The organism is Pseudomonas sp. TH07 (assembly GCF_016651285.1).
In the GTDB taxonomy this organism is placed as follows: domain Bacteria; phylum Pseudomonadota; class Gammaproteobacteria; order Pseudomonadales; family Pseudomonadaceae; genus Aquipseudomonas.
The window spans coordinates 4156243-4180203 of record NZ_JAEKED010000001.1 but is presented as its reverse complement, the minus strand read 5'-3'; the positions used below and the strand labels follow the sequence as shown (position 1 = coordinate 4180203).

Here is a 23961-nt window from a genome sequence, read left to right as displayed (position 1 = left end):
AGTTGTTAATTAAAATCAACGAGGATAAGCTCTGGAAAAACTCGTTCCAGCGTGAATTTCGAGGTGATAAAAATGGCACTCAAGCCATTGATCGGTGTTACTGCGTGCGTCAAAGAGATTGGCCTGCACCCCTACCATGTCAGCGGCGACAAGTACTTGCGTGCTGTCGGCGTCGCGGCCCTGGGGCTGCCGGTGATCATCCCTTCCCTGGCGGACCTCTGCGAGATCAAGGATCTGCTGCGCTACGTCGATGGCCTGCTGTTTACCGGCTCGCCATCCAATGTCGAACCCTTCCACTATCAAGGCACTCCCAGCGCGCCGGGCACCGCCCATGACCCGCAGCGCGACGCCACCACCCTGCCCCTGTTGCGGGCGGCGGTAGAGGCCGGCGTGCCGGTCCTCGGTATCTGCCGTGGCTTCCAGGAAATGAACGTGGCCTTTGGCGGCAGCCTGCACCAGAAGGTGCATGAACTGCCGGGCTATATGGACCACCGCGAAGCCGACGACCCGCGCCTCGAAGTCCAGTACGCCCCGGCGCACCCGGTGGCGATCCAGCCCGGCGGTGCGTTCGAGGCCATGGGCCTGGCCGGCGAGATCCAGGTCAACTCGATCCACAGCCAGGGCATCGACCGCCTGGGCGATGGCCTGCGGGTCGAGGCCGTGGCCCCGGATGGCCTGATCGAAGCCGTTTCCGTGGAGCACAGCCAGGCGTTTGCCTTCGGCGTGCAGTGGCACCCGGAATGGCAGGTCCTGTCGAACCCGGCCTACCTGAGCATTTTCCAGGCCTTTGGCGATGCCTGCCGGCACCGTGCCGCGCAGCGTCAGCGCCTTTAACCCAAGGCAGCCCGCACAGGGTTGCAAGCACCCGAGTCACCGATTGACACGCCCTGCCCACCCGGCGCGCGCACTTCCGTGCGCCCGTCGTGCGGCGTGAACGGCAATACCTGAACAACAACAAGCAAGGCCAGGCAGCCAGGACGGCGGCGCCGAATAAATCTGCACAGCACTGACGGTGCAGGTTTGCAATCAACCTTATTAAGTCAGGCCGCATTGGCCCGACGACCTGTTGGGAGTTTCACATGGCAAACGCCTCCAGCATTTATCGCAAGGCTCTGGAAGGTCATCAGCAACCACAAAAGGTGCTGGTGAAGATCGACCGCGTGACCAAGAAGTTCGATGAAACCGTGGCCGTGGACGATGTGTCCCTGGAGATCCACCAGGGCGAGATTTTCGCCCTGCTGGGCGGTTCCGGTTCCGGCAAGTCCACCCTGCTGCGCATGCTCGCCGGTTTCGAACGGCCCACCGAAGGCCGCATCCTGCTGGATGGCGTGGACATCACCGATATGCCGCCCTATGAACGGCCGATCAACATGATGTTCCAGTCCTATGCCCTGTTCCCGCACATGACCGTGGCCCAGAACATCGCCTTCGGCCTCAAGCAGGATCGCCTGCCGGCCAGCGAGATCGAGGCCCGGGTCGAGGAAATGCTCAAGCTGGTGCACATGACCCAGTACGCCCGGCGCAAACCCCACCAGCTCTCCGGCGGCCAGCGCCAGCGCGTGGCCCTGGCCCGCTCCCTGGCCAAGCGCCCGAAACTGCTGCTGCTCGACGAACCCATGGGCGCCCTGGATAAAAAGCTGCGCTCGCAGATGCAACTGGAGCTGGTGGAGATCATCGAACGCGTGGGCGTGACCTGCGTGATGGTGACCCACGACCAGGAAGAGGCCATGACCATGGCCCAGCGCATCGCCATCATGCACCTGGGCTGGATCGCCCAGATCGGCAGCCCGGTGGACATCTACGAAGCCCCGGTGAGCCGTCTGGTGTGCGAGTTCATCGGCAACGTGAATGCCTTCGACGGCACCGTGGTCGAAGACCTCGAAGGCCACGCCATCATCCACTGCCCCGAGCTGGAACAGCCTATCTACGTCGGTCACGGGGTCAGCACCTCGGTGCAGGACAAGTCGGTGACCTACGCCATCCGCCCGGAAAAAATGCTGGTCAGCACCGTCAAACCCGAGAACAGCTACAACTGGTCCCAGGGCAAGGTGCATGACATCGCCTACCTCGGCGGCCACTCGGTGTTCTACGTCGAGTTGCCCAGCGGCAAGATCGTTCAGTCGTTCATGGCCAACGCCGAACGCCGTGGCGCCCGGCCGACCTGGGACGACACGGTGTACGTGTGGTGGGAAGACGACAGCGGCGTGGTACTGCGGGCATGAGTACTTCGACCATGAGCACTTTCAATCAGGCGTTGATCCGTGTGCTGCCCAGCGGTCGCAAGCTGGTGATCGGCATTCCCTTCCTCTGGCTGTTCCTGTTTTTCATGCTGCCGTTCTTCCTGGTGATGAAAATCAGCTTCTCCGAAGCGGCGGTGGCAATTCCGCCCTACTCGGAGATCTACAGCTTCGTCGACCAGAAACTCCAGGTGCTGCTGAACCTGGGCAACTACAGCCTGCTGGGCGCCGACGAGTTGTACATCTCGGCCTACCTGGGCTCGTTGAAGATTGCCCTGCTCAGCACCCTGATGTGCCTGGCGATCGGCTTTCCTATGGCCTATGCGATTTCCAAGGCGCGCAAGGAAGCGCAAAACGTGTTGCTGCTGCTGATCATGATGCCGACCTGGACCGCGATCCTGATCCGCGTCTATGCCTGGATGGGCATCCTCAGCAACAACGGCCTGCTCAACGCCTTCCTGATGTGGAGCGGCCTGACCTCGAGCCCGATCGAAATCCTCAACACCAACACCGCGGTGTACATCGGCGTGGTCTACGCCTACCTGCCGTTCATGGTGCTGCCGCTGTACGCCAACCTGGTCAAGCACGACCAGAGCCTACTGGAAGCGGCTTCGGACCTGGGCTCGAGCAACTTCAACAACTTCTGGAAAATCACCGTGCCCCTGGCCAAGAACGGCATCGTTGCCGGGTGCATGCTGGTGTTCATCCCGGTGGTCGGCGAGTTCGTGATCCCGGAACTGCTGGGCGGCCCGGAAACCCTGATGATCGGCCGCGTGCTGTGGCAGGAGTTCTTCAATAACCGCGACTGGCCGGTGGCGTCCGCCCTGGCGGTGGTGATGCTGGCGATCCTGATTATTCCCATCCTGCTGTTCAACCGCAGCCAGGCCAAAGAAATGGAGGCACGGGCATGAAGCGTTTCAGTTTTTCGACCCTGATGCTGGTGCTCGGCTTGTTGTTCATCTACCTGCCGATGCTGATTCTGGTGATCTACTCGTTCAACGCCTCCAAGCTGGTGACGGTCTGGGGCGGCTGGTCGTTCAAGTGGTACCTGGGCCTGCTCGACAACACCCAACTGATGGGCTCGGTGGCGCGCTCCCTGGAGATTGCCTGCTACACCGCCGTGGCCGCCGTGGCCCTGGGCACCCTCGCCGCCTTCGTGCTGACCCGGGTCACCCGCTTCAAGGGCCGGACCCTGTTCGGCGGCCTGGTGACCGCGCCCCTGGTGATGCCCGAAGTGATCACCGGCCTGTCGCTGTTGCTGCTGTTCGTGGCCATGGCACAGATGATCGGCTGGCCCATGGAGCGCGGCCTGGTGACCATCTGGATCGCCCACACCACGTTCTGCGCCGCCTATGTTGCGGTAGTGGTCTCGGCGCGCCTGCGGGAGCTGGACCTGTCCATCGAAGAAGCCGCCATGGACCTCGGTGCGCGGCCATTCAAGGTGTTTTTCCTGATCACAATCCCTATGATCGCGCCCTCGCTCGCGGCGGGCGGCATGATGTCGTTCGCCCTGTCCCTGGATGACCTGGTGCTGGCCAGTTTCGTTTCCGGGCCCGGCTCCACCACCCTGCCGATGGAGGTGTTCTCCGCCGTGCGCCTGGGGGTCAAGCCGGAGATCAACGCCGTGGCCAGCCTGATTCTGTTGGCGGTGTCCCTGGTGACCTTCATGGTCTGGTACTTCAGCCGCAAGGCCGAAGCCAACCGCAAACGGGCGATCCAGGAAGCCATGGAGCAGACCGCCAGCGAAACCTGGCAGGCGCAACCCAAGCAGCCACAACGAACGCCAGCGACGGCCTAGGCCGTCGCGTTTTACCCCACAACAAGAAATGGAGTTGGATGCATGAAAAGGTTTGGCAGGACTCTGCTCACACTGTCCCTGTTGGGCGCCATGGCTGGCGGCGCCCAGGCCGACGACAAGGTGCTGCGCGTCTATAACTGGTCGGACTACATCGCCCCCGACACCCTGAAAAAGTTCGAGGCCGAGACGGGCATCCACGTCACCTACGACGTTTTCGACAGCAATGAAACCCTGGAAGCGCGGCTGCTGGCCGGCAAGTCGGGCTACGACATCGTGGTTCCGTCCAACAGCTTCCTGGCCAAGCAGATCAAGGCCGGGGTCTACCAGCCCCTGGACAAGTCCAAGCTCCCCAACTGGAAGAACCTGAACCCGGTGCTGCTGAAAAACGCCGCCGCCAGCGACCCCGACAACGCCCATGCCTTCCCGTACATGTGGGGCTCGATCGGCATCGGCTACAACCCGGAAAAAGTCCGCCAGGCATTAGGCACCGACGCGCCGCTGAACTCCTGGGACCTGCTGTTCAAACCCGAGAACGCCGAGAAGCTCAAGGCCTGCGGCATCAGCTTCCTCGACTCGCCGACCGAAATGCTGCCCGCGGCCCTGCACTACCTGGGTTTCCCGGTGAACTCCCAGGACAAACAGCAGATCGCCCAGGCTCAGGACGTGTTCATGAAGATCCGCCCTTCGGTGGCGTACTTCCATTCGTCCAAGTACATCTCGGACCTGGCCAACGGCAATATCTGCGTGGCCGTGGGCTACTCCGGCGACGTGCTGCAAGCCCGCGCCCGGGCTGAAGAAGCCAACAACGGGGTGAAGATCGACTACAGCATTCCCAAAGAAGGCGCCGGCAGCTTCTACGACATGGTGGCCATCCCCCGGGACGCGAGTAACGTCGACAACGCCTATGCCTTCATGAACTTTCTGATGCGCCCGGACATCATCGCCGAGGTCACCAACAGCGTCGGCTACAGCAACGCCAACGCGGCGGCCACGCCCCTGGTGGACGAAGCGATCCGCAACGACCCGGCGTCCTACCCGCCTCAGGAAGTGCTCGCCACCCTGTACGCGATCCCCGACCAGCCCATCACCGTGCAGCGCCTGATGACCCGTGGCTGGACCAAGGTCAAGCTCGGCAAATAACCCCGGCGCGCCAGCACTCGGCGCGCCCCTCACTTCCGTTCCCGTCGCGCCTTACCACCGCGACCTTTGCTGCGAACGGTTTCACCCGGCCCTCCTCGGTTGGGGTGAACCCCTTGGCGCCTTCACCGCCCGCGTGAAAACCACTGCGTTTTCACACGGTCTGTCAGGGCGCCTTTTTTGCGTTCAACTGACACTGCCCAGCCGCGCGCGCCGCCAGGGAGCGAAGGTCAGGACACTGAACAGCGCCAGCCCGCAGACGCTCAAGCCGCCGTACAGCATCACCCAGCCAAAGCCATGGGCCAGGGCCGCCTGCGCCGAACCACCGGCCAGCCACGGCAAGCCCTCAAGCGCACCCTGGCCGGCGGCGATCTGCTCCGCCCAAAGGTGCACTTGCCCGGCATCCGGCACGCCGCTCAGGTGACGCTGCAGATAGGCGCCGACCCCGGCCACCAGGATCAGGCCCATCAAGGCGATATTCAGCGCCAGGGAAATCATCCGCGCGCTCATGTCGATGCCCGAGGCCATGCCCGCACGCTCGGCAGGCACCGAACCGGTGGTGGTGTTGGTGACCGGGGTATTGGTGATGCCCAGGCCGATCCCCGCCAGCAAGGCGCCGGGCAGTATCGCCAGGTCATTGACCGCCGCCCACTGGCTGGCACCGTACATCGCCACAAACCCCAGGCCGATGCAGGACAACCCCAGGGGGATCACCCGGCCGGGTTCGAAGCGCAGGGCCAGGCGCTCGCCCACCGGAGGAAAGACCAGGGTCGGCAAGGTATAGGCCAGCAGCGCCAGGCCGCTGTGCAGACTGTCGTAGCCCAGGGCGCTGTGAAAGTAGATCGGCAGGTAGATCATGAAGGGCCAGAAACTGAAGTTCATGCCCATGGACCCCAGCAACGCCCCGCAGAAGCGACGGTTGCGCAACACCTCCCGTTCGAACATCGGTTGCGGGCTGCGGCGCTCGGCGCGGACAAAGGCGGCGCAACAGGCCAGGGTCGCCAGGACCATGAGCACGGCGCCCGGGCGGCTCAGGCTCGAACCCTGGGTCAGGAGAAACGCCAGGCCGAACACCGCCAGGGACAGCAGCACAATCCCCGCGCCATCCAGCTTGCCGGCCCGGGCCTGGCGCGATTCCTCCACCCCGCCCAAAGCCAGCCCCAGGGTCAGCAGCGCCAGGGGCCCGTGCACCAGGAAGATCCACGGCCAACTGGACAGCGCCAGGATCACCCCGCCGATGATCGGCCCAAACCCCAGGCCGATGCCAAACACCACGCCCCAGGCCGCGAAGGCCCGGCTGCGCTCCCGTCCCTGGCGAAACTGCTGGGACAGGATCGCCACCTGGGTGATCAGCATCGCGCCACCGGCCAGCCCCTGAAGCGCTCGACCGGCAATCAGCAGGTTCACGTCCTGCGCCAGGCCGCAGAGCAACGAGGCCAGGCCAAAGGCCAGGATGCTCAGCACAAACACCCGCTTGCGCCCGAAGCGGTCGGCCAGGGCACCGGTGGCCATAAGCACCACGGTGCAGGCGATGGTGTAGGCGTTCATGATCCATTGCAGGTCCTTGAAATCACCCTGCAGGCGGCTTTCCAGGGCCGGGAGAATCACCGGCACGCTGGAGATTTCCAGGCCGAACATCAGCGCGGCCAGGCAGACCGCTGCCAGGGCCAGTGGGTTGGATGAAGGAGATGGTGACATCGAGTGGTTTCCAGAAAGAGGGTCGGCAGGTTTCAGCCGCTGGCGACTGCGGGCTCAAGTCTGGGCAAGCCCGCTTGATGACGGAAATGATTAAATTTTGTAGGATCCAGTAATTCCCATCATGAATGGCAGCCTGCCTTGAATATCGATCCCACCCTGCTGCGGGCCTTGGTTGCGGTCCATGAATGCGGCGGCTTCACCCGCGCCGGCAAACGCCTGAACCTCACCCAGTCGGCAGTCAGCCATCAGATCCGCCGCCTGGAAGAGCAACTGGGCCAACCCCTGCTGCTGCGCACCACCCGGCGCCTGAGCCTGACCGAAGACGGCCAGGACGTGCTGCAGCACGCGCAGCAGATCCTTGCCTCCCTGGATGCCCTGGCGCGGCGCTTCCAGCCTTCGCGACTGGGCGGCGTGGTGCGCTTCGGCGTCCCCGAAACCTTTATGGGCGAGCGTCTGCCGCCGCTGCTTTGCCAGTTCTCCCGGGCCTTTCCCGAGGTGCGCCTGGACGTCAGCGTCGGCACCTACCTCGACCTGCGCAAAATGCTCAAGGCCGGGGAACTGGACCTGGCGGTGGTGCTCTCGGAGACGGGGCGGCGGGACAGCGGCGAAGTGCTGCGCAGTGCCCGCTTCGTCTGGGTCGCCGCCGAGCACTTCGACCTGGCCCCGGGGGCCTCCCTGCCCCTGGCCCTGGCGCCGGCACCCTGCGTCAACCGGCAGATCGGCCTCGACGCCCTGGGCGCAAGCGCCGGCAGCTGGCACCTGGCGTTCAGCTCGCCCAGCCAGGAAGGCATTCGCAATGCGGTGCTCGCCGGCCTCGGGGTGACCGTGCAAATGGCCAGCGACCTGCGCCCGGGCCTGCGCATTGTCGACGGCGAATACGGTCTGCCGACGCTGCCCGGGGCGCGCTTCCTGCTGGCCTGGAGCAGCGGCGAGAAGAGCGCGGCGGCCGAGGCGTTCGGCCAGTTGCTGGTGCACAACGCCGAGCCCCAGGCCCGAGGCATATCGGTGGCGAGGGAGATTGCGCCCTAGCCCGCGCAAGCTGCCAGTCCACAGAAGTGGTATTTTTCCCCGCGTCTGCCATGGCTAAGGGGCATGAAGCCCGAAGCCGCCATTTTTCAGGGAGCCGTACCGATGAAGTCACCCGTTCACCCTTGCCCGCTGCCCAGTGACTCCAGCATCGCCGCCCTCGCCCCCGGCGCGACTTTCATCGATTGCCGCCAGACCCTGGCGACTGATCCCGAACGCACCGCCATGCGCCATGTGCTGAACCTGATGAGCCAGACGCCGGCCTGGATCGACCACCTGATGAGCCTGCGCAACCGCGTGGTGCAGCTGTTCGGCCTCAAGGACCTGGGGCGCCTGACCCGTATCGACCTGTCCCGCCCCGACGAGGATTACCAGCCCGGCGACCGGGTCGGCATCTTCACCCTGATCTCCCAGCGCCCCGACGAGGTGCTGGTGGTGGACCGCGACAAGCATCTGGATGTGCACCTGTCGCTGAACCTTCTGCCACTGACCGCCGATGGCCAACGGCCGGTGGTGCTGTCCACCGTGGTGCACCCGCACAACTGGCTGGGGCGCCTGTACATGCTGCCGGTGGCGCCGTTTCACCGGATCATCGCGCCTATAACCCTGTCCGCCATCAATCGCCGCTGAACCTCCCTGTCCAAGGATTTTTGCCGTGCATACACCCGATTTCGATGTTGTTGTCGTAGGCCTGGGCGCCATGGGCGCCGCCACCCTCTACCAACTGGCCAAGCGCGGGGTGAAGGTGCTCGGCATCGACCGGTTCACCCCGCCCCACGACCTGGGTTCCAGCCATGGCGACACGCGCATCACCCGCCAGGCGGTGGGCGAAGGCGCGGCCTATGTGCCGCTGGCGATACGCTCGCAGCAGATCTGGCGCGAGCTGGAAAACGAGCTGGATGTGCAGCTGTTCGAACAGTGCGGGGTGCTGGTGATGACCTCCAGCGCCACCGCGCCCGCCGCCGACAGCGCCGCGGACTTCACCGAACACAGCATCGAGCTGGCGCGGCGCAACGGCATCGAGCATGAGGTGCTGGACGCGGCGCAGATTCGCCAGCGGTTCCCGCAGTTCGCGCCGATCCACGACAGTGCCCTGGGCTACTTCGAGCCGGGCGGCGGATATGTGCGCCCCGAACGTTGCATCGAGGCACAACTGACCCGCGCCCAAGCCCTCGGGGCGACCTGGATCGGCGGCGAAACCGTGACGGCGCTGGCCAACGAAGACGGCCTGGTGCGGATCACCAGCCAAGGCCGCAGCGTGACGGCGGGCAAGGCCATTGTCTGTGCCGGCATGTGGTCGAGCGAGCTGCTGGGGGCACCGTTCGACCAGTTGCTGCGGGTCTGCCGGCAAACCCTGTACTGGTTCAAGCTCGCGCAACCGACGCCCTTCGCCCCGCGCTCGCCGAGTTTTATCATCCACGGCGCCAGCGAGGCCGAGACCTGCTACGGCTTCCCGCCGGTACCCGGGGAAGGCAGCATGAAAATCGCCACCGAGCAGTACAGCGCCACCTCGCTGCCGGACACCCTGGATCGCCAGGTCAGCCGCGCCGAGGCCGAGCAGATGTACCGCCATCTGGTGGCGGTCAATTTCACCGGGGTCACCCCGCAGTTGGTGAAGTCGGCGGTCTGCGCCTACACCGTGACTCCGGATTCGGGCTTTATCATCGACCAGCACCCGCGCCTGGCCAATGTCACGGTGGTCAGCGCCTGCTCCGGGCATGGCTTCAAGCACTCGGCGGCCATCGGCGAAGCCCTGGCCCAACGCTGTGTCGATGGCCGCAGCGATGTCGACCTGAGCGCCTTCAGCTTGCAGCGCTTCAGCAGCGGGCAGGCGCTATGAGCGGCTAAAAGCGCCGATCTTTGGGCTATTGGGCAAAAACAGCCTGGGTACGGCGTTTTTTCGTGCTTGGGCGACGCATTCAACCTTGCCGGTTGGGCCAGTCTCTACGATTCTGTAGGAACCCCTGCGGGCGATGCGTCGTCGTCCCAGGCACAACAACAGGAGCGCCCCATGAAGAGCGTCGCGCAAGTACTCAAGCTGAAGGCCCAACACAACCAGAAAGTCCACACCATCGCGCCCCACCAGATGGTGCTGGAGGCCCTGATGCTGATGGCGGAAAAAAACGTCGGCGCCCTGCCGGTCCTGGAAAACGGCGTGGTCGTGGGGGTCATCAGTGAGCGCGACTACGCGCGCAAACTAGTGTTGCACGGGCGGTCCTCGGTTGGCACCCCAGTCAGCGCAATCATGAGTTCGCCGGTGATCACCGTGGACTCACACCAGAGCGTCGAGACCTGCATGGGCATCATGACCGACAGCCATCTGCGGCACTTGCCGGTGGTGGAGAACGGGCAGTTGCTGGGCCTGCTGTCCATCGGCGACCTGGTCAAGGAAGCCATCGCCGAACAGGCCGACCTGATCCGCCAGCTGGAGCAATACATCCGTGGCGAATAGCCCGTAGCCCCTGCCCCAGTCTCGGGCTGCGCTCGGACGTTGGCCCTGATCGATGCCGAAGATGCACCTGACACACCTCCGGCGTCCTCCAGGGCCAGCGCAGCCTCGTGCCTCGGCAGCGGCTACAGCCGTATGACGTAGGGCGTCGTTTAACAGCCTGAAACAGTTAATCCCCCCGATTCACCCGTTCAGTGCCTGTGCCCTGTCTGCGCGCCAGGGCTTGCAGCGCGCGGCATGCAGGCCACTTGCATCCCTGGCGAAGCATTCGCCAACACCTGCGTGGCCGGGAATATCCCCCATTTGCCCTCGTAGCCCGGTAACATCGCGCACACTTTTATGACCACTTAATGACTGGAACCCTCTTTGTGAATTTCATTCGTCACGGGTTGCAACACCCCCGCGCCGCGCTTATCGCCCTGATCGGCTGGGTGCTGGTCCTGCCCCTGGTCCTGCGCGCCGTGCTGGGCTGGTCCGAACCCCTGGGCTACGTCTCCGACCTGGCCATAGGCAGCCTGCTGGTGGTCACGCTGCATCGCCGGCCGTGGTGGCTGGCGCTGCCGGTGCTGCTGGTGTGGAGCCTGTTTACCCTGTCCACCGCCGAGCTGGTCACCGCTGTCGGCCGGTTGCCGACGCCGGCAGACCTGCACTACCTGATCGACCCGCAATTCCTGGGCAACTCCACCGGCGGCGGCATGTCCCAGCCCTGGATCGGCGTCGCCCTGCTCTTGGCCCTAGGCCTGTGGCTGGCCACCCGCTGGGCCGGCCGGGCCCATGCCGCCCCGCCCTTGCCGCCCTACAGCGGCTGCGTGCCGGTGCTGCTGTTGATCGCCCATTGGGGCACCCAGAACCTGCAGCCGTCCGAGGCTGACCAGTGGCGCCTGTTCAACCTGCCCCATCAACTGCTGGCCGCCGGTGTCGGTGAACTCCAGACCCGCGCCGAAGACTGGCTCGAAGGCGATATCGCCGATATCCCTCCACAGATGGCCGGGCTGACCCAGCTCGACCTGCAAGGGGAAAAACTGCTGGCGGCCCCGGGCCGGGCACGCAACGTATTGATCATTGCCCTGGAAGGCATCCCCGGGGCCTACATCGGCGCCAATCGCCAGGCGCTGCACAGCAGCTACCAGGAAAACCTCATGCCCAACCTCAGCCGCTGGGCCGAGCGCGGCATGAACACCCCGGACTACGTGCTGCACACCCACCAGACCATTCGCGGCCTGTACGCCATGCTCTGCGGCGACTACGACAAACTCGACAACGGCACGCCCAAGGGTGTGGAAATGCTCACCCAGAGCGAGCGCAACCAGGCCTGCCTGCCGGCCCAACTGCGCAAGAACGGCTTCGCCACCCACTACCTGCAGGGTGCTGGCCTGCGGTTCATGGCCAAGGACCAGATCATGCCGCACATCGGCTTTGCCGCGACCCACGGCCTGGAGTGGTTCAAGAACGACAACTACCTGGAATTTCCCTGGGGCAAGGACGACAAGGCCTTTTTCGAAGGCGCCCTGGATTACGTCGGCCAGCTGAAAAAACAGAAAAAGCCCTGGATGCTGACGCTGCTCACCGTCGGCACCCACCAGCCCTACTCCGCCCCCGACGACTACCTGCAACGCTACGACAGCCCCAAGCAGGCCGCCGTGGGTTACCTGGATGACGCCCTGGAACAGTTCCTCAGCGGCCTGGAACGCAAAGGCGTGCTCAAGGACACCCTGGTGGTGATCACCTCGGACGAATCCCACGGCATCGACGGCGTACGCCTGGCCTCTTCCTGGGGGTTCAACCTGACCCTGGCACCGGAGCAGGCGCAACTGCCGAGGATCAAGTCCGGGGTCTACGGGCATGTGGACCTGAGCGCATCGATCCTCGACTACTTCGCCTTGCCGGTGCCCTCCGCCCTCAGCGGCCGTTCGCTGTTTCGCGAGTACAGCAGCGGGCGCGAGATCATGTCCTACACCAACGGCAAGCTGCGTTACCACGATGGCCTGGGCACCCTGACCGAGTGCGACTTCCAGCAGCGCTGCCGCTACTACGCCAGCCCCGGCTTTATCGCCGAGCGCGCCACCCTGCTGGGGCAGTACGGCGGCCAGCGCGCGCGCCTGATCAGCGCCCGGGCCACGGCCCTGGACGGCACCCTGCTGCGCACGCCGTTGAACCAGCACTACCAGTTCGGCAGCCCGGCGGTGATCCCGTTGCAGGCGCAGATCAAGGATGACTGGGCCGACAACCTGATCGGCGCCCAGTACCTGGAAATGCCCAAGGGCTCGCAGACCAGCGTGCGCCTCAAGGTGCGCTCCCTGGACCCGCAACAGAACGCCTATATCCTGCTCAAGGCCAAGGAACTGGAGCAGGATGTGCAACTGGGCCTGCCGGACGGCGAGATGCTAGTGACTCCGGACCAGCCCCTGGAACTGGACTTCCGCTTCGCCAACCCGGAGTCGCGCAAAGCGTTCTCCTTCCACCTGCTGGGCTATGGCCATGGCGCCATTGAAGTCAGTGATTTCAGCGTGGTGACCGAAGTGCCCGGGCAGGAAGAAGCCCTGGACGATGTGCCGGACGACCACGTCGCCCAATCCAGTTGAGCCGCCGCCGTTGCCGCGCACCTCGACGCCGCGGCAACGGCATCACCACCTCGCTTCAGCTCATGCCGCTACAGTGCTGCGAGCGCGCCCTGCGCCAGCCGCCGTCCCCGCCGTTACCTGCTGAAACAACTGCGCCGACCATTCCGGCGATTAAAATTACCTGTACATGAAACTTTTTTTGTACAGCTTAAGTCCGACCGTTGATGTCATTTAAATATCAATAAGCCATCACTCGGCGCCCGCTGTGGCAGGCGCCCGTGACTTCTTCGGCCAACGGTTCAGGAACCACCTCCCATGTTTTCCAATCTGAGCATTTCGCAAAAGCTGTATGCAGGTTTCGGCCTGGTCCTGCTGATTATCCTGGTCCTGGTGCTCTCGGCGTTGCGCGGCTTCGATCAGGTCAGCAGCAGCGTCAAAAGCAACATCCACAGCTACGAAGTGATGAACGAATCCGGGTCCCTGCTGCGCAGCCTGATCAATATCGAAACCGGCGTGCGCGGTTTTGCCCTGAGCGGCCAGGAGAGTTTCCTGCAACCCTTGCAGGACGGTGAAAAAGCCTTCGCCGAGTATTACGCCCGCATCAAGAGCAGCACCGCCGACAACCCGGCGCAGCAGTCGCGCCTGGAGCGCATCAAGGTCCTGCACGATCAGTGGATGCAAGACGATATCCAGAGCCACCTCAACCTGCGGCGTGCGGTGACCGCCGGCACCCAGCCGCTGTCGGCGCTGCTCGAGCAGATCGCCGCCGGCCGCGACAAGGCCAAGATGGATGGCATGCGCCAGCTGATCAGTGAACTGCGCGACGACGAACGAGCACTGCTGGAGAGCCGCTCCACCGCCATGGTCGAGGCCAAGCGCTCGGCTCTGGTGATCCTGATCGGCGGCGGCCTGGCCGCGGCAGTCCTGGCGCTGCTGGTGGCCTGGTCGCTGTCGTCGAACCTGGTGGGGCGCATCCGCCAGGCGGTGGACGTGGCCAAGGCGATTGCCGACGGGCGCCTGGACAGCAGCATCGCCAGCAGCGGCAAGGATGAAGTCAGCAACCTGCTCAGCGCCTTCGCCGTGATGCAGGAACGCCTGCGGAGCATGATCACCGGCATCAAGCAAGGCGCCGATCAGCTGGTGGTCGCGTCCCAGAGTATCTCCAGCGCCTCGACCCAGCTCTCGGCGTCGGCCCATGAACAATCCCACTCGGCCTCGTCCATGGCGGCCACGGTGGAAGAACTGACGGTCAGCATCAACCACGTGGCCGACAACGCCGGCGAAGCCCATGCCATGTCCAGCGACTCGGGGCGCCAGTCCGAGGAAGGCGGCAGCGTGATCCAGGACACCCTGGCCAGCATGCGTCTGATTGCCGACACGGTGCAGTCCTCGGCAACCCAGATCGCTGAACTGGACCAGCACTCCGAGCAGATTTCCAGCATTGTCAGCGTGATCAAGGGCATCGCCGAGCAGACCAATCTGCTGGCCCTCAACGCCGCCATCGAGGCCGCCCGCGCCGGCGAACAGGGCCGCGGGTTCGCCGTGGTGGCCGACGAAGTGCGGCTGCTGGCGCAACGCACCGCCAACTCGACCCAGGAAATCACCGAGATGATCAAGAAAATCCAGGTCGGCACCCGGGATGCCGTCACTCAGATGGACGTGGGGGTGGAGCAGGTGAAGACCGGGGTCGAACTGGCGCAGCAGGCCGGGGAAGCCATCGTCAATATCCGCCAGTCTTCAGGCAGCGTGGTGCGGGTGGTGGATCAGATCTCCCTGGCCCTGCGCGAACAGACCGCCGCCAGCCAGGACGTGGCGCGCAACGTCGAGCGCATCGCCCAGATGTCCCAACAGAACAGCCAGGCCGTGGAGGAAACCACCGCGACCGCGCGCTCGCTGCAGCAATTGGCACAGAACCTCGAACAGCAGGTGAATGTGTTCCGCCTGTAAACCCGCCGGACCCAGCGCTTCACGCAGGTGAAGCGCTATGTCAGATCCACCTGGGGTCGATTTTCCCGGACCAGGCCAGCAGCGCCGCCAGCAGGAAAAAACTGCCACAGGCGGTTTCGACCTTCTGCTCCACGGCCGGCGCCGTGCGGTAGCAGTGACCGACAAAGCAGCCCTGCTGAAAGTCGCCCCCACGAATGATCGCCGCCAGTTGCGCCTCGGCTTGCAGGCGCAAGGCCTCGCCATCAGCCGCCGTGGCCGCCAGCCCGAGCAGGGCCAGGGAGGCCATGGCCGCCGCGCAGGGATCATCCGCACCCTGGGGTTCATACAACCGATTGACCGGCCCGGCCAACGCCCGGCTGCGCAACCAGTACGCGGCCGCGCGCTGGGCATCGGCCGTGAATGGCGCGCCGTAAAGCTCGGCCCCCACCCCCAGGCCGAGCATGGCCCAGGCCTGGCCCCGGGACCAATTCCCGGGCGCATCACCAGCCTGCCACTGCCCCTGGACGAAGCGCCCATGGCTGCTCCAGGCACCGTCCGGCCCGGCACAGGCCCGAAACGAACTGTGCAGTTGCTGGCGCCCCAGGCCCAGGGAGCGTGGCTCGGCGTCCATGGCAAACAGGTGCAGGGTCGCGGCCAACGGGTCGATACTCAGACTCTGATCGCCCTGTTCGCCACCGCCCATGTCGCGCCCCAGGGGAATGGCCCCCAGCAACGGATTGAAGGCCTGGGCCAAACGCTGGCTGGCCTGGCGTGCCAGCTCGGCGGCGGGCTCACTGCCCAGCAGGCACGCGCCAAGTCCGGCGCCGTACCAGAAAATCAGGCTGCGGTGATGGGTGTCGCTGTCGAGCTTGTCGGCCAGGCGCTGGCTGATCTGCTCGGCCTGTTGCCGGTCCTGGTCCGCGGCGCGGCAATAGGCGCGCAGCCACCACAGGCCGGCCCAGAAACCGCCCAGCCAGGAACCGCCGGCGGAGACTTTCCAGGGCTGGTCGAGGCCCCGGCAATACAACGGGAAGCCCTCGCCACAGGCGGCGTCGATCAGCTCCAGGCGCGCCAGCAACTGGTCGATGGCGCGCTGCACTTCCGCCGATTGCAGCGGCGCCTGGGTGCGGCTCAAGGCGTTCATTCGACAGCCCTCAGCAGCGGCTTGGCCGCCACTACCGGTGCACGCCGATGGCGTTGCCGGGCGCGGTACAGCAGCAGGCTCAGTACGCCGCCGAGCAGCAGCACCCCAATCAGCGCCAGCCAGGCATCGGCGAAGCCCAGGGACCCGCGCAACAGTTGCCCGAACAACACCGGGCCCAGGGCGAAACCGCCAAAGAAGCCCACCGAAAGCATGCCTGCCGCCGGGGCCGGGCTGCCGAAACCCGGGTCGCGCAACACCATGCTCATGGCGATGGCATTGGTCGCCACCGCCGTCAGGCCCATGCCCAGGGCGCCGGCCCACAGCAACCAGTGGCGCTCCGGGGTGGCCAGGGAGGTCAGCCACAACGCCACCCCCGACAGCAGCAACAGCGCGAGCAATAACCAGGACTCATCGGCCATGCGCGCGCCCAGCGGGGTCAGGCAGGTGCGGGCGACGATGCCCATCACCCCGAAGCCGGCGATCAAGCCGCCGATCAGGCCCGGGCTCATGCCCTGGCGGGTGGCGAACACCCCGAGAAAGGTCACGAACGACGACAGCACGATGCCCACGCACAGCTGCACGCTCATCAGCAGCGCCAGGCGTCCATTGGGCCGGTGCAGGGCGAGGCTCATGGGCTTGGCCTGGTGCGCGCGCGGGGCAACGCGCGGTCCCAGGACCGCCAGGAGCAAGGTCGGCACCAGCAAGGTGGCCAGGGCCCCGCGCCAGCCCAGGCCCAAGGCCAGGCCCGGTAGCAGCAGGCCGGCGAACAGCGCCGAAACCTGAACCCCGGATTGCTTCAGGCCGACCACCGAGGCCTTGTCCCGGGGGGCGACGCGCTCGGCGATCAACAGGTTGGTCGCCGGGTTGGCCAGGGCCTGGGCAATGCCGCAGACCGCCAGCGCCAGGACCACCCCGGCAAACCCCGGCAGGCTCGCCAGCAACGCATAGGCACCGGCCGTGGCCCAGAACAGCCAGGCCAGGGCACGCCGGGTACCCAGGCGATTGACCAGCGGCCCGGCCCACAGCGACAGCAGCGCGGCAAAACCAAAGGCACTCATGATCAGCCAGCCGAGCCAGTGGGTCGGCACGCCGAGGTCGGCCACCAGCAACGGGCCCAGGGTGCCGACGGCGTAGAAGATCAGCATCGGCAGGGCCATGGCGGCGGTCAGTACCAGCCGCAACCCACCGCCGCGCGCCGTATTGCCCTCGCTCATCGTGGGACTCCCGCCGGCCGTGATGGCCAGTCGAAATCCAGCCCCGCCTCGCCGCAGTTGTCCAGCAGTTGCCGGCCCACGGCGCTGATCAGGGCGTCGTCGGTGCCGTCGAGGATATGGGTGGTGCGCGCAGTGCGATAAATGCCCGACAGCGGCGACAGCTCACTCAGGCCCTCGGCGCCCATGATCTGGATCGCCGAGTCAGCCGCCATGCTCAGGGCCTGGGAAGCCGCGACCTTGGCGATATTGACTTCGACGCTGTTGGCCACCCCGGCATCGTATTTATCGGCGGCGTCCTGCAACAGCGCACGGGCGCTGGCGATGGCCTGGTAGACCTGGAACACCCGCTGCCGCGCCAGTTGCTTGTCCCCCAGCCGCGCCTGCTCGCCGCGCGGCGAATGGATGCGCGCGCACATCAGGTCGAAGCAGCGCTGGGCCAGGCCCAGCCAGTGCACTGAGCGCAGCACCCGCCCCAGGCGCAAGCGCTCCTGCATCAGCGCCAGGCCCTGCCCCGCCTGCCCCAGCACATGGCTGGGGGGCAGCTTGACCTGATCGAAGAGCAACTCGCCCTGGCCGCAAAACCGCCCGAGGATCGACAGCGGCCGCACCACGCCAAACCCCGGCGCATCGCTGGGCACCAGCAACATCGACAGTGCCCCTTCCAGCGGCCCCTCGGCAGTGCGGGCGATCACTGTGACCAGCGCTGCACGCTCGGCGCGGCAGATAAACCACTTGCGTCCGCTCAGCAGCCAATGACCGTCGACCCACTGCGCGCGGCTGCTCATGGTCGCCGGGATCGAACCAATGCTGTCGGGCTCGGACATGCCGTAGCTGGACACCATCGACCCCGCCGCCAAGGGCGCGAGAAAGCGCCGGCGGATGTCTTCGCTGGCATGCCGGGTGAGCATGTGCAGGTCCAGGGTCGCGTCGTCGCCGAAGATCGCCGGAGCGTATTCCGAGCGCCCTTCCTGCTCGGCCACCGCCAGGTAGCTGCGCAGGCTGCTGACCCGGCCGCCCAGGGCCTGGGGGTAGAAGCTGCCCCACAACCCGGCGGCCCGGGCCGCGGCGCTCATCTCGGCCATGCGCCGCGCCGCCTGGCGCGGCTCACCGGCCAGTTCGGCTTCATGGGGCAGAATCCGCTCATCGACAAACTGCCGGACCTGCCGCGCCAGTTCGGCGCTGTCCTGGGGGGCGGCGACCGCCAGTGCACTCAACATGCGATGCCCGCCCCGCTTTCGAGAAACGCCACTTCGGCGGCCAGGGATTTCTTGTCGATCTTGCCCGCCGGGGTCAGCGGCAGTTGACGGTAGAAGCGCAGGTATTCCGGCAGTTTGTTGACCTCCAGCCCCTGCTCGCGCAGGTAGTCGGTCAGCTCCGTCAGGGAGAAACGCGGCGCACCGTCGCGCAGGGTCACGCAGATGCACACGCGCTGGCCCAGGTCCGGATCGGGCACCGGGACGCAGGCCACGCTGACCACATCCGGGTGGCCGGTGGCCAGGGTTTCGATCTGCACCGGGCTGATATTGGCCCCGCCACGGATGATGATGTCCTTCTTGCGCCCGGACAGAATCAGGTAGCCATCGGCGTCGATGTAGCCCAGGTCGCCGGTGTTGACCCAGCCTTCGGCGTCCCGGTATTGGGCGTCGAGTTCCGGGGCGTTGACGTACTGCATCGGGCTCAGCGGCCCCCGGGCCTTGATTTCGCCAATGCTGCCCTGGGGCAGTTCCTGGCCGTGTTCGTCGAAGATCTTGATCGCGCAGACCGCCGGGTTCGGCCGGCCGACGCTGTAGAACACCACGTCCAGAGCATCGTCCAGGGTGTTATGGCAGTTCACCCCGTCCGCCGAGCCGTAGAGGCTGATAAAGCCGCAGCCGAAGGCCTCTACACAACGGCGCACGGTGACCTCGTCGATCAGCGACCCGCCGCAGATCAGGCCCAGCAGGCTCGACTTGTCGACCTCGGCCAGGCGCGCATCGGCGGCGATGCGCTGGAGCATGGTCGGCACCCCGAGGATATGGGTCGGCCGCAACTGCTCGATGGCCTCGATGGCCGCGCCGACGTCGAACTGCGACAGCAGCGCAATCGAACCGCCGAGCCAGGACAGGCTGCCAAAGGTCGCGGTGGAGCCGAATGACGATCCAAGCGGCACCAGGTACAGGCCACGGAAAGTCGCACCTTCGGGGTGGATGCGTTGCAGGAAACGGCCGCGACCGCCCACCAGCGCGTTGTGCGAATAAGCCACGAGCTTGGGTTCCGATTCGGTGCCGGACGACACCAGCAGGCGCACCGGGGAATTGGCACAGACCGTGGGCAATTGCGCGTCGCTCAGGGGCTCGGCCTTGAGCATCGACTCCAGGCTCAGCCAGCCGGCACGGGCCTCGCCCTCGACAATCAGCACCCGCAGCGACAACAGGGTCGGGCGCAGCGCTTCGATCACTTGGCACAGGTCGATCCCGGCGTACTCGGCGGGGACGATCACCGCCCGCGCATCGCAGCGGCGCACCAGGGCCTGGATATCCAGGCTGCCACGGCCCGGCGGGAATGGCGCGACCACCGCCCCCAGAGCAGCGGCGGCGAGGTCGATGGCGCAACTGCGCCAGCTGTTGGTCAGTTGGTAGGCCACCACATCACCGGCGACGATGCCTGAGGCGCGCAGGCTGGCGGCCATGCGCAGCGCCGCGTCATGCAGCTCGCCATAGCTGAGGGTGCCTTCGGCGCAGAGCACTGCGGGTTTGTGCGGCTCGCGCAGGGCGTGCTCGCGGAACAGTTGATACACCGAACGATTGGGGTAGGTGCCGTCGGATTCCCAGACACGGCGTACATCGGCGGGGACCAGATCAATAATGCCTGCGTTATTCATCGAAAACTCCAGTGAGCGTTGACCGAGGTATAGGAATTCACGCTTAAACACGTCTTCAATCGCCCGTCTTCAGCCAGCTGCGACAGGTCTTGTACGACCACGGAGGTCGGGATGTCGGCGTCGCCCAGCACCTGTTGCCAGGTAGCAGCGGATTGCGACGCCAGGGCACTGCGCAACGCCGCGTCCTGCCCTGGCGGGCCGGCGCTGAGGTCGCAGTCGAGCAGTCGTGCCAGGCGCTGGAGCTGCTCCGGGGTCTGGCAGTCGATGGCCAGCAGCCCGTCCAGGGTCGGGTACAGGCCCTTGAGCACTGAGTCCGGCGCCGATTCGGCCTGCAACAGCGGTTCGCACAACAGGTTGGCGGCGCCCAGCAGCGAGCTGTCGACGCGCACCGCCTGGCCACTGAGGGCACGCTGGAGCAAGGCGGCGGTGACGCCCTGGGCCGCGACCACGCCACCCAGCACATCGAGTACGGTGAACAGCGAGCCGCCCGGGGTGGCCGAGGCCTGGCCGATGCACTCGCCTACCCCCGACCAGGCCTGGACCATGAAGTCGGTGCCCGGCAAGGGTTCGCCCGGACGGTCATGGCCCCAGCCACCGGCATAGGCGTACACCAGGCCCGGGTTGATCCGCGCCAGGTCGGCGCGGTCCAGGCCCAGCTCGGCGGCCTTGCCCGGTGCCCAGTTGTGCAGGAACACCGCGGCGTTGCGGACCCGCTCATACAACTCTTCACGGCCGGCCGCCGACTTGATGTCCAGCTCGCGCACCTGCTTGAGGCGGTTGAGCGCATCAAAGCGCACCGATACCCCATCGACACAGGGCGCCATGGAGCGCAACGGGTCGCCGCCAGGCAGTTCGATGCGCACCACCTCGGCCCCGAGCATGGCCAGCAAGTGGCCGGCCAGCGGGCCTTGAATCCGACGGCAGGATTCGATCACCGTCAGCCCGCTCAAGGGCAAGCCGTCCTGGGCCAGGGCCGGCCAGCCGGCGTCACTGCCAAGGCCGGCGCTGAAGGCCCAGGGGCCCTGGCTGCGCTGGCGTGACAGATCAGTATCGGTGGCGCGCTGTTGCAGGCTGCGCAACGGGCATACGGCCATGCCGCTCAAGGCGCACAAGGCCTCGATGCGGGCCATGGACAAGCGCGACAGCGCCTGGCGAAACGCCGGCGGCATGGGCGCGACGGCCTTGGCATAGCGCAGCAGAAAAGCCTTCCAGCCCTGCCCCGCCAGCTCGCCGTCGATGCCCACGGCGGACCAGAAGCGGCGCCAGGGTTCGGCGTCGAGGGTTTCCAGTTCGAAGTGCAGGCCGTCGGCCGAAACAAAGGGCGGGCGATTCTTGGCGCAGGTGGCGCCCGGCAGCAGGTGCTCGGCCTCGGCACCGGCCGTGGCACCCGCCAGGTATTGGCCGATGCCCAGCACCCCGGCCGCCGCCATCGAGCTGTACACCTCACGCCACTCACCACCGCGCAACTGGCCCAGGGCGGCGGCGAAGGCACCTTGCAAGGCCAGGCTGGCGCTGAGGTTGGCCACATAGTCCAGCCCCAGCCCCTGGGCCCTGCCACTGGCCCGGCCGTGCACTGACATCAAGCCGCAGGCGGCCTGCAGCGTGTGTTCGCTGAACGCCTGGGATCGGCCATCAGGCCAGGCGTGAACCAGGGCCTGCACCGGTTGCAGGTCGGGATGGCGCAAGGTGAAACCCAACCCCTGCTGTGCCGGATCGGCATGGGTGATGCGTGGCGCAAGGCCCAGCGCCGTCGCTTGATAGCGCAGTGACGCTGCCAGCGGCGCGAACCCGGTGGCCGATGGAGCAAAGCCGCCGCTGAGGGTGCAGCCCTGTAAGAGAGGAGACATAAGACAGACGCCAGAGTGATTGCATGCCACTGCGCGATGGCCTCGGGTGAGGTACGCCGCGCAGGCCCGGAGGGTTCGGCGTACCTCAGCCGCCGGCCACGGCCGGGAGGATGGTGATGGCGTCGCCCGGCTTGAGCGCGGTGGCCAGGTTGTCGGCAAAACGGATGTCATCGTCGTTGACGTAGATGTTGACGAAACGGTGCACCTGGCCATCGCCGATCAGGCGTTCCTTGACCCCTGGATAGTCCCGTTCCAAGTGCTCGATAACTTCCAGAACAGTAGCGCCTTGAACTTCGACACGCTTTTTATCGTGGGTAAAAGTGCGCAACAAAGTGGGCACGTTGACGGAAATCGACATACAGAACTCCCCGAGCTTTATACAGCCCGTCATTAATAAGTTGATCGTTAGTTAAAGTTGGCCAGTCGTGGATTTAGCGAACGATATAAATACTTTCTTCAGTCACTTTGTTATCGATTATTCGAAAACTGCGGATCGGCGCTTCAGTGTCCGGCAGGGTTGAAACAATCACGTAGTGCACGCTCGGGTCGCCGGCGTAACGCACATCGTCGGCACTCGGATACGCCACGCTGGCGGTGTGCGAGTGGTAGATCACCCGACATTCCTCGTCGCGCTCATCCAACTCGCGCCAGACCCGCAGCTGCTGCCTCGGGTCGAAGCTGAAGAAGGTCGGCGAACGCGAGGCGTTGTCCATGGCGATCAGGCGTTCGGCGGTTTTCTCCCCCAGCGGCGCGGCGATGATGCCGCAGGTTTCCAGGGGGTGATCTCGCCGCGCCTGCTCCAGCATGGCCTCCAGCAGACCGGCACGAAGACTCAACATCTCGGCTCCCCAGTCCCGGCTCAGTAGGACGGCAACGATGGCTCGACATCACGCACCCAGGCCAGCACCCCGCCGTCCAGGTTGCGCACGTTGCTGAACCCACGCTGCTGCAATTCCAGCAACACCGCCTTGGAGCGCATCCCGGACTTGCAGTGCAGCACCAGGTTGGCGTGCTTGCCGAAGCGGGTCTCGATCAGCTCGGCGAGCTTGGGGCCCTTGGGCAGATGCTGGGCGCCCTGGATCCGCACGATGTCCCACTCGGTGCGTTCACGCACATCGATCAACAGCAGGTCCTGGCCGCTTTCGCGCAGTTGGTGCAGTTCGCGGGCGCTGATCGAAGGGATGTCCGAAGGCTGCACGCCGACCGGCGCGGTCAGGCCGCAAAAGGCCTGGTAGTCGCTCAGGGCCTCGATAGGCCGGCGGTTGGGCAAGCGTCGCAGGGGCATTTGCCGGTAGGACATTTCCAGGGCGTCGTAGACCATCAGGCGGCCCAGCAGGCTCTCGCCAATGCCGGTGATCAGCTTGATCGCCTCGGTGGCCATGATCGCGCCGATGGAGGCGCAGAGAATCCCCAGCACCCCGCCTTCGGAGCACGAAGGCGCGAGTTCCGGCGGTGGCGGCTCGGGGTACAGGTCGCGGTAGTTGAGGCCGACGCCGCCCGGGGCGTTTTCCCAGAACACCGAGGCCTGGCCTTCGAAGCGGAAGATCGAGCCCCAGACATAGGGCCGATTGGCCAGGACGCAGGCGTCGTTGACCAGGTAGCGGGTGGCGAAGTTGTCGGTGCCGTCGAGGATCAGGTCGTACTGGCTGAACAGCTCGACCGCGCTTTCCGGCTCCAGGCGCTGGTCGTAGACCTGGACCTGGACATGGGGGTTGAGATCGTGGATCGCGGCGGCCGCACTGTCGACCTTGAGCTGGCCGACCGTGGCCACCCGGTGGATCACCTGGCGTTGCAGGTTGGACTCGTCCACCCGGTCGAAATCGATGATGCCCAGGGTGCCGATACCGGCCGCGGCCAGGTACAACAACGCGGGCGAACCCAGGCCGCCGGCACCAATCACCAGCACTTTGCTGCTCTTGAGCCGACGCTGGCCATCAAGGCCGACATCAGGGATCAGCAAGTGGCGGCTATAACGGGTTATTTCTTCGTTACTTAAGTTCGCTGTAGGTTCTACAAGTGCAGGAAGTTTCATAAGTAATACCTGTTTATGAATGCAATCGATTC

General features: G+C 65.6%; 20 protein-coding genes and 1 pseudogene. 12 read left to right on the top strand and 9 right to left on the bottom strand.

The window, feature by feature from the left end; translation table 11 throughout:
• Window positions 1–72 precede the first annotated feature (72 nt).
• The 5 genes from JFU57_RS19505 to JFU57_RS19485 all read left to right on the top strand — a co-directional run bounded on the left by JFU57_RS19505 (window position 73) and on the right by JFU57_RS19485 (window position 5175).
• Entirely contained in the window at window positions 73–834 is a 762-nt protein-coding gene (locus tag JFU57_RS19505) for a gamma-glutamyl-gamma-aminobutyrate hydrolase family protein (protein ID WP_201130475.1), read from the top strand.
• A 245-nt stretch (window positions 835–1079) separates the two neighbouring features.
• Entirely contained in the window at window positions 1080–2222 is a 1143-nt protein-coding gene (gene potA, locus JFU57_RS19500) for a polyamine ABC transporter ATP-binding protein (RefSeq protein WP_078472644.1), read from the top strand.
• 44 nt (window positions 2223–2266) lie between these two features.
• On the top strand, window positions 2267–3148 hold the full coding sequence (locus JFU57_RS19495) for an ABC transporter permease subunit (protein WP_161955769.1): 882 nt from the start codon (window positions 2267–2269) through the stop codon (window positions 3146–3148).
• On the top strand, window positions 3145–4035 hold the full coding sequence (locus JFU57_RS19490) for an ABC transporter permease subunit (RefSeq protein ID WP_020298242.1): 891 nt from the start codon (window positions 3145–3147) through the stop codon (window positions 4033–4035). Before JFU57_RS19495 ends, JFU57_RS19490 begins: the two co-directional genes overlap by 4 nt.
• A gap of 42 nt (window positions 4036–4077) precedes the next feature.
• Window positions 4078–5175: a polyamine ABC transporter substrate-binding protein gene (locus tag JFU57_RS19485; RefSeq protein WP_078472646.1), complete on the top strand. Its 1098-nt coding sequence runs from the start codon at window positions 4078–4080 to the stop codon at window positions 5173–5175.
• A gap of 183 nt (window positions 5176–5358) precedes the next feature.
• Here JFU57_RS19485 and JFU57_RS19480 read toward each other — a convergent pair whose 3' ends face one another.
• Window positions 5359–6870, bottom strand: a complete 1512-nt coding sequence (locus tag JFU57_RS19480) for an MFS transporter (protein WP_201130474.1) — start codon at window positions 6868–6870, stop codon at window positions 5359–5361.
• A gap of 138 nt (window positions 6871–7008) precedes the next feature.
• Between JFU57_RS19480 and JFU57_RS19475 the strand changes: the two genes are divergently transcribed.
• From JFU57_RS19475 to JFU57_RS33680, 7 genes and pseudogenes are all read left to right on the top strand, one after another.
• A complete protein-coding gene (locus JFU57_RS19475) occupies window positions 7009–7899 on the top strand; it encodes a LysR family transcriptional regulator (RefSeq protein WP_201130473.1) in 891 nt (296 codons plus the stop codon).
• A gap of 102 nt (window positions 7900–8001) precedes the next feature.
• Window positions 8002–8526 carry a DUF2867 domain-containing protein gene (locus JFU57_RS19470; protein ID WP_201130472.1) on the top strand — a complete coding sequence of 175 codons (525 nt, stop codon included), beginning with the start codon at window positions 8002–8004 and terminating at the stop codon, window positions 8524–8526.
• Window positions 8527–8551: 25 nt separating this feature from the next.
• On the top strand, window positions 8552–9736 hold the full coding sequence (gene solA, locus JFU57_RS19465; protein ID WP_201130471.1) for an N-methyl-L-tryptophan oxidase: 1185 nt from the start codon (window positions 8552–8554) through the stop codon (window positions 9734–9736).
• Window positions 9737–9907: 171 nt separating this feature from the next.
• Window positions 9908–10348 carry a CBS domain-containing protein gene (locus JFU57_RS19460; protein ID WP_078472650.1) on the top strand — a complete coding sequence of 147 codons (441 nt, stop codon included), beginning with the start codon at window positions 9908–9910 and terminating at the stop codon, window positions 10346–10348.
• Window positions 10349–10695: 347 nt separating this feature from the next.
• Window positions 10696–12927, top strand: coding sequence for an LTA synthase family protein (locus tag JFU57_RS19455; RefSeq protein WP_207202216.1), 2232 nt, complete (start codon window positions 10696–10698; stop codon window positions 12925–12927).
• Between the two features lie 294 nt (window positions 12928–13221).
• A pseudogene (locus JFU57_RS33685) lies at window positions 13222–13995 on the top strand (CHASE3 domain-containing protein); the annotation flags it as partial.
• Window positions 13990–14853 (top strand): methyl-accepting chemotaxis protein, encoded by an 864-nt coding sequence (locus JFU57_RS33680; RefSeq protein WP_446739675.1) that lies wholly within the window; start codon window positions 13990–13992, stop codon window positions 14851–14853. The pseudogene JFU57_RS33685 and the gene JFU57_RS33680, both read left to right, overlap by 6 nt.
• A 40-nt stretch (window positions 14854–14893) precedes the next feature.
• Here the strand turns inward: JFU57_RS33680 and JFU57_RS19445 are convergent, their stop codons facing one another.
• From JFU57_RS19445 to moeB, 8 genes are all read right to left on the bottom strand, one after another.
• Window positions 14894–15976 (bottom strand): glucuronyl hydrolase, encoded by a 1083-nt coding sequence (locus tag JFU57_RS19445; RefSeq protein WP_201130469.1) that lies wholly within the window; start codon window positions 15974–15976, stop codon window positions 14894–14896.
• Complete coding sequence (locus JFU57_RS19440; RefSeq protein WP_201130468.1) at window positions 15973–17190, bottom strand: MFS transporter; 1218 nt, start codon at window positions 17188–17190, stop codon at window positions 15973–15975. The genes JFU57_RS19445 and JFU57_RS19440 overlap by 4 nt, the downstream gene beginning before the upstream one ends.
• Window positions 17187–18407 carry an acyl-CoA dehydrogenase family protein gene (locus tag JFU57_RS19435; protein ID WP_201130467.1) on the bottom strand — a complete coding sequence of 407 codons (1221 nt, stop codon included), beginning with the start codon at window positions 18405–18407 and terminating at the stop codon, window positions 17187–17189. Before JFU57_RS19435 ends, JFU57_RS19440 begins: the two co-directional genes overlap by 4 nt.
• On the bottom strand, window positions 18401–20050 hold the full coding sequence (locus JFU57_RS19430; protein WP_020296669.1) for a class I adenylate-forming enzyme family protein: 1650 nt from the start codon (window positions 20048–20050) through the stop codon (window positions 18401–18403). The genes JFU57_RS19435 and JFU57_RS19430 overlap by 7 nt, the downstream gene beginning before the upstream one ends.
• Complete coding sequence (locus JFU57_RS19425) at window positions 20047–21897, bottom strand: CoA transferase (RefSeq protein ID WP_201130466.1); 1851 nt, start codon at window positions 21895–21897, stop codon at window positions 20047–20049. Before JFU57_RS19425 ends, JFU57_RS19430 begins: the two co-directional genes overlap by 4 nt.
• A gap of 85 nt (window positions 21898–21982) precedes the next feature.
• Window positions 21983–22255, bottom strand: a complete 273-nt coding sequence (locus tag JFU57_RS19420) for a MoaD family protein (protein WP_201130465.1) — start codon at window positions 22253–22255, stop codon at window positions 21983–21985.
• 73 nt (window positions 22256–22328) lie between these two features.
• Window positions 22329–22736, bottom strand: a complete 408-nt coding sequence (locus tag JFU57_RS19415; RefSeq protein ID WP_078472659.1) for a Mov34/MPN/PAD-1 family protein — start codon at window positions 22734–22736, stop codon at window positions 22329–22331.
• A gap of 20 nt (window positions 22737–22756) precedes the next feature.
• Window positions 22757–23929, bottom strand: coding sequence for a molybdopterin-synthase adenylyltransferase MoeB (moeB, locus tag JFU57_RS19410; RefSeq protein ID WP_201130464.1), 1173 nt, complete (start codon window positions 23927–23929; stop codon window positions 22757–22759).
• Window positions 23930–23961: the final 32 nt, after the last annotated feature.

Coding starts and splice junctions, on each gene's coding strand:
- JFU57_RS19505 (WP_201130475.1), top strand. CDS start 73: ATGGCACTCAAGCCATTGATCGGTGTTACTGCGTGCGTCAAAGAGATT.
- potA (WP_078472644.1), top strand. CDS start 1,080: ATGGCAAACGCCTCCAGCATTTATCGCAAGGCTCTGGAAGGTCATCAG.
- JFU57_RS19490 (WP_020298242.1), top strand. CDS start 3,145: ATGAAGCGTTTCAGTTTTTCGACCCTGATGCTGGTGCTCGGCTTGTTG.
- JFU57_RS19485 (WP_078472646.1), top strand. CDS start 4,078: ATGAAAAGGTTTGGCAGGACTCTGCTCACACTGTCCCTGTTGGGCGCC.
- JFU57_RS19480 (WP_201130474.1), bottom strand. CDS start 6,870: ATGTCACCATCTCCTTCATCCAACCCACTGGCCCTGGCAGCGGTCTGC.
- JFU57_RS19470 (WP_201130472.1), top strand. CDS start 8,002: ATGAAGTCACCCGTTCACCCTTGCCCGCTGCCCAGTGACTCCAGCATC.
- JFU57_RS19460 (WP_078472650.1), top strand. CDS start 9,908: ATGAAGAGCGTCGCGCAAGTACTCAAGCTGAAGGCCCAACACAACCAG.
- JFU57_RS19455 (WP_207202216.1), top strand. CDS start 10,696: ATGACTGGAACCCTCTTTGTGAATTTCATTCGTCACGGGTTGCAACAC.
- JFU57_RS33680 (WP_446739675.1), top strand. CDS start 13,990: ATGCAGGAACGCCTGCGGAGCATGATCACCGGCATCAAGCAAGGCGCC.
- JFU57_RS19445 (WP_201130469.1), bottom strand. CDS start 15,976: ATGAACGCCTTGAGCCGCACCCAGGCGCCGCTGCAATCGGCGGAAGTG.
- JFU57_RS19440 (WP_201130468.1), bottom strand. CDS start 17,190: ATGAGCGAGGGCAATACGGCGCGCGGCGGTGGGTTGCGGCTGGTACTG.
- JFU57_RS19435 (WP_201130467.1), bottom strand. CDS start 18,407: ATGTTGAGTGCACTGGCGGTCGCCGCCCCCCAGGACAGCGCCGAACTG.
- JFU57_RS19430 (WP_020296669.1), bottom strand. CDS start 20,050: ATGAATAACGCAGGCATTATTGATCTGGTCCCCGCCGATGTACGCCGT.
- JFU57_RS19425 (WP_201130466.1), bottom strand. CDS start 21,897: ATGTCTCCTCTCTTACAGGGCTGCACCCTCAGCGGCGGCTTTGCTCCA.
- JFU57_RS19420 (WP_201130465.1), bottom strand. CDS start 22,255: ATGTCGATTTCCGTCAACGTGCCCACTTTGTTGCGCACTTTTACCCAC.
- JFU57_RS19415 (WP_078472659.1), bottom strand. CDS start 22,736: ATGTTGAGTCTTCGTGCCGGTCTGCTGGAGGCCATGCTGGAGCAGGCG.
- moeB (WP_201130464.1), bottom strand. CDS start 23,929: ATGAAACTTCCTGCACTTGTAGAACCTACAGCGAACTTAAGTAACGAA.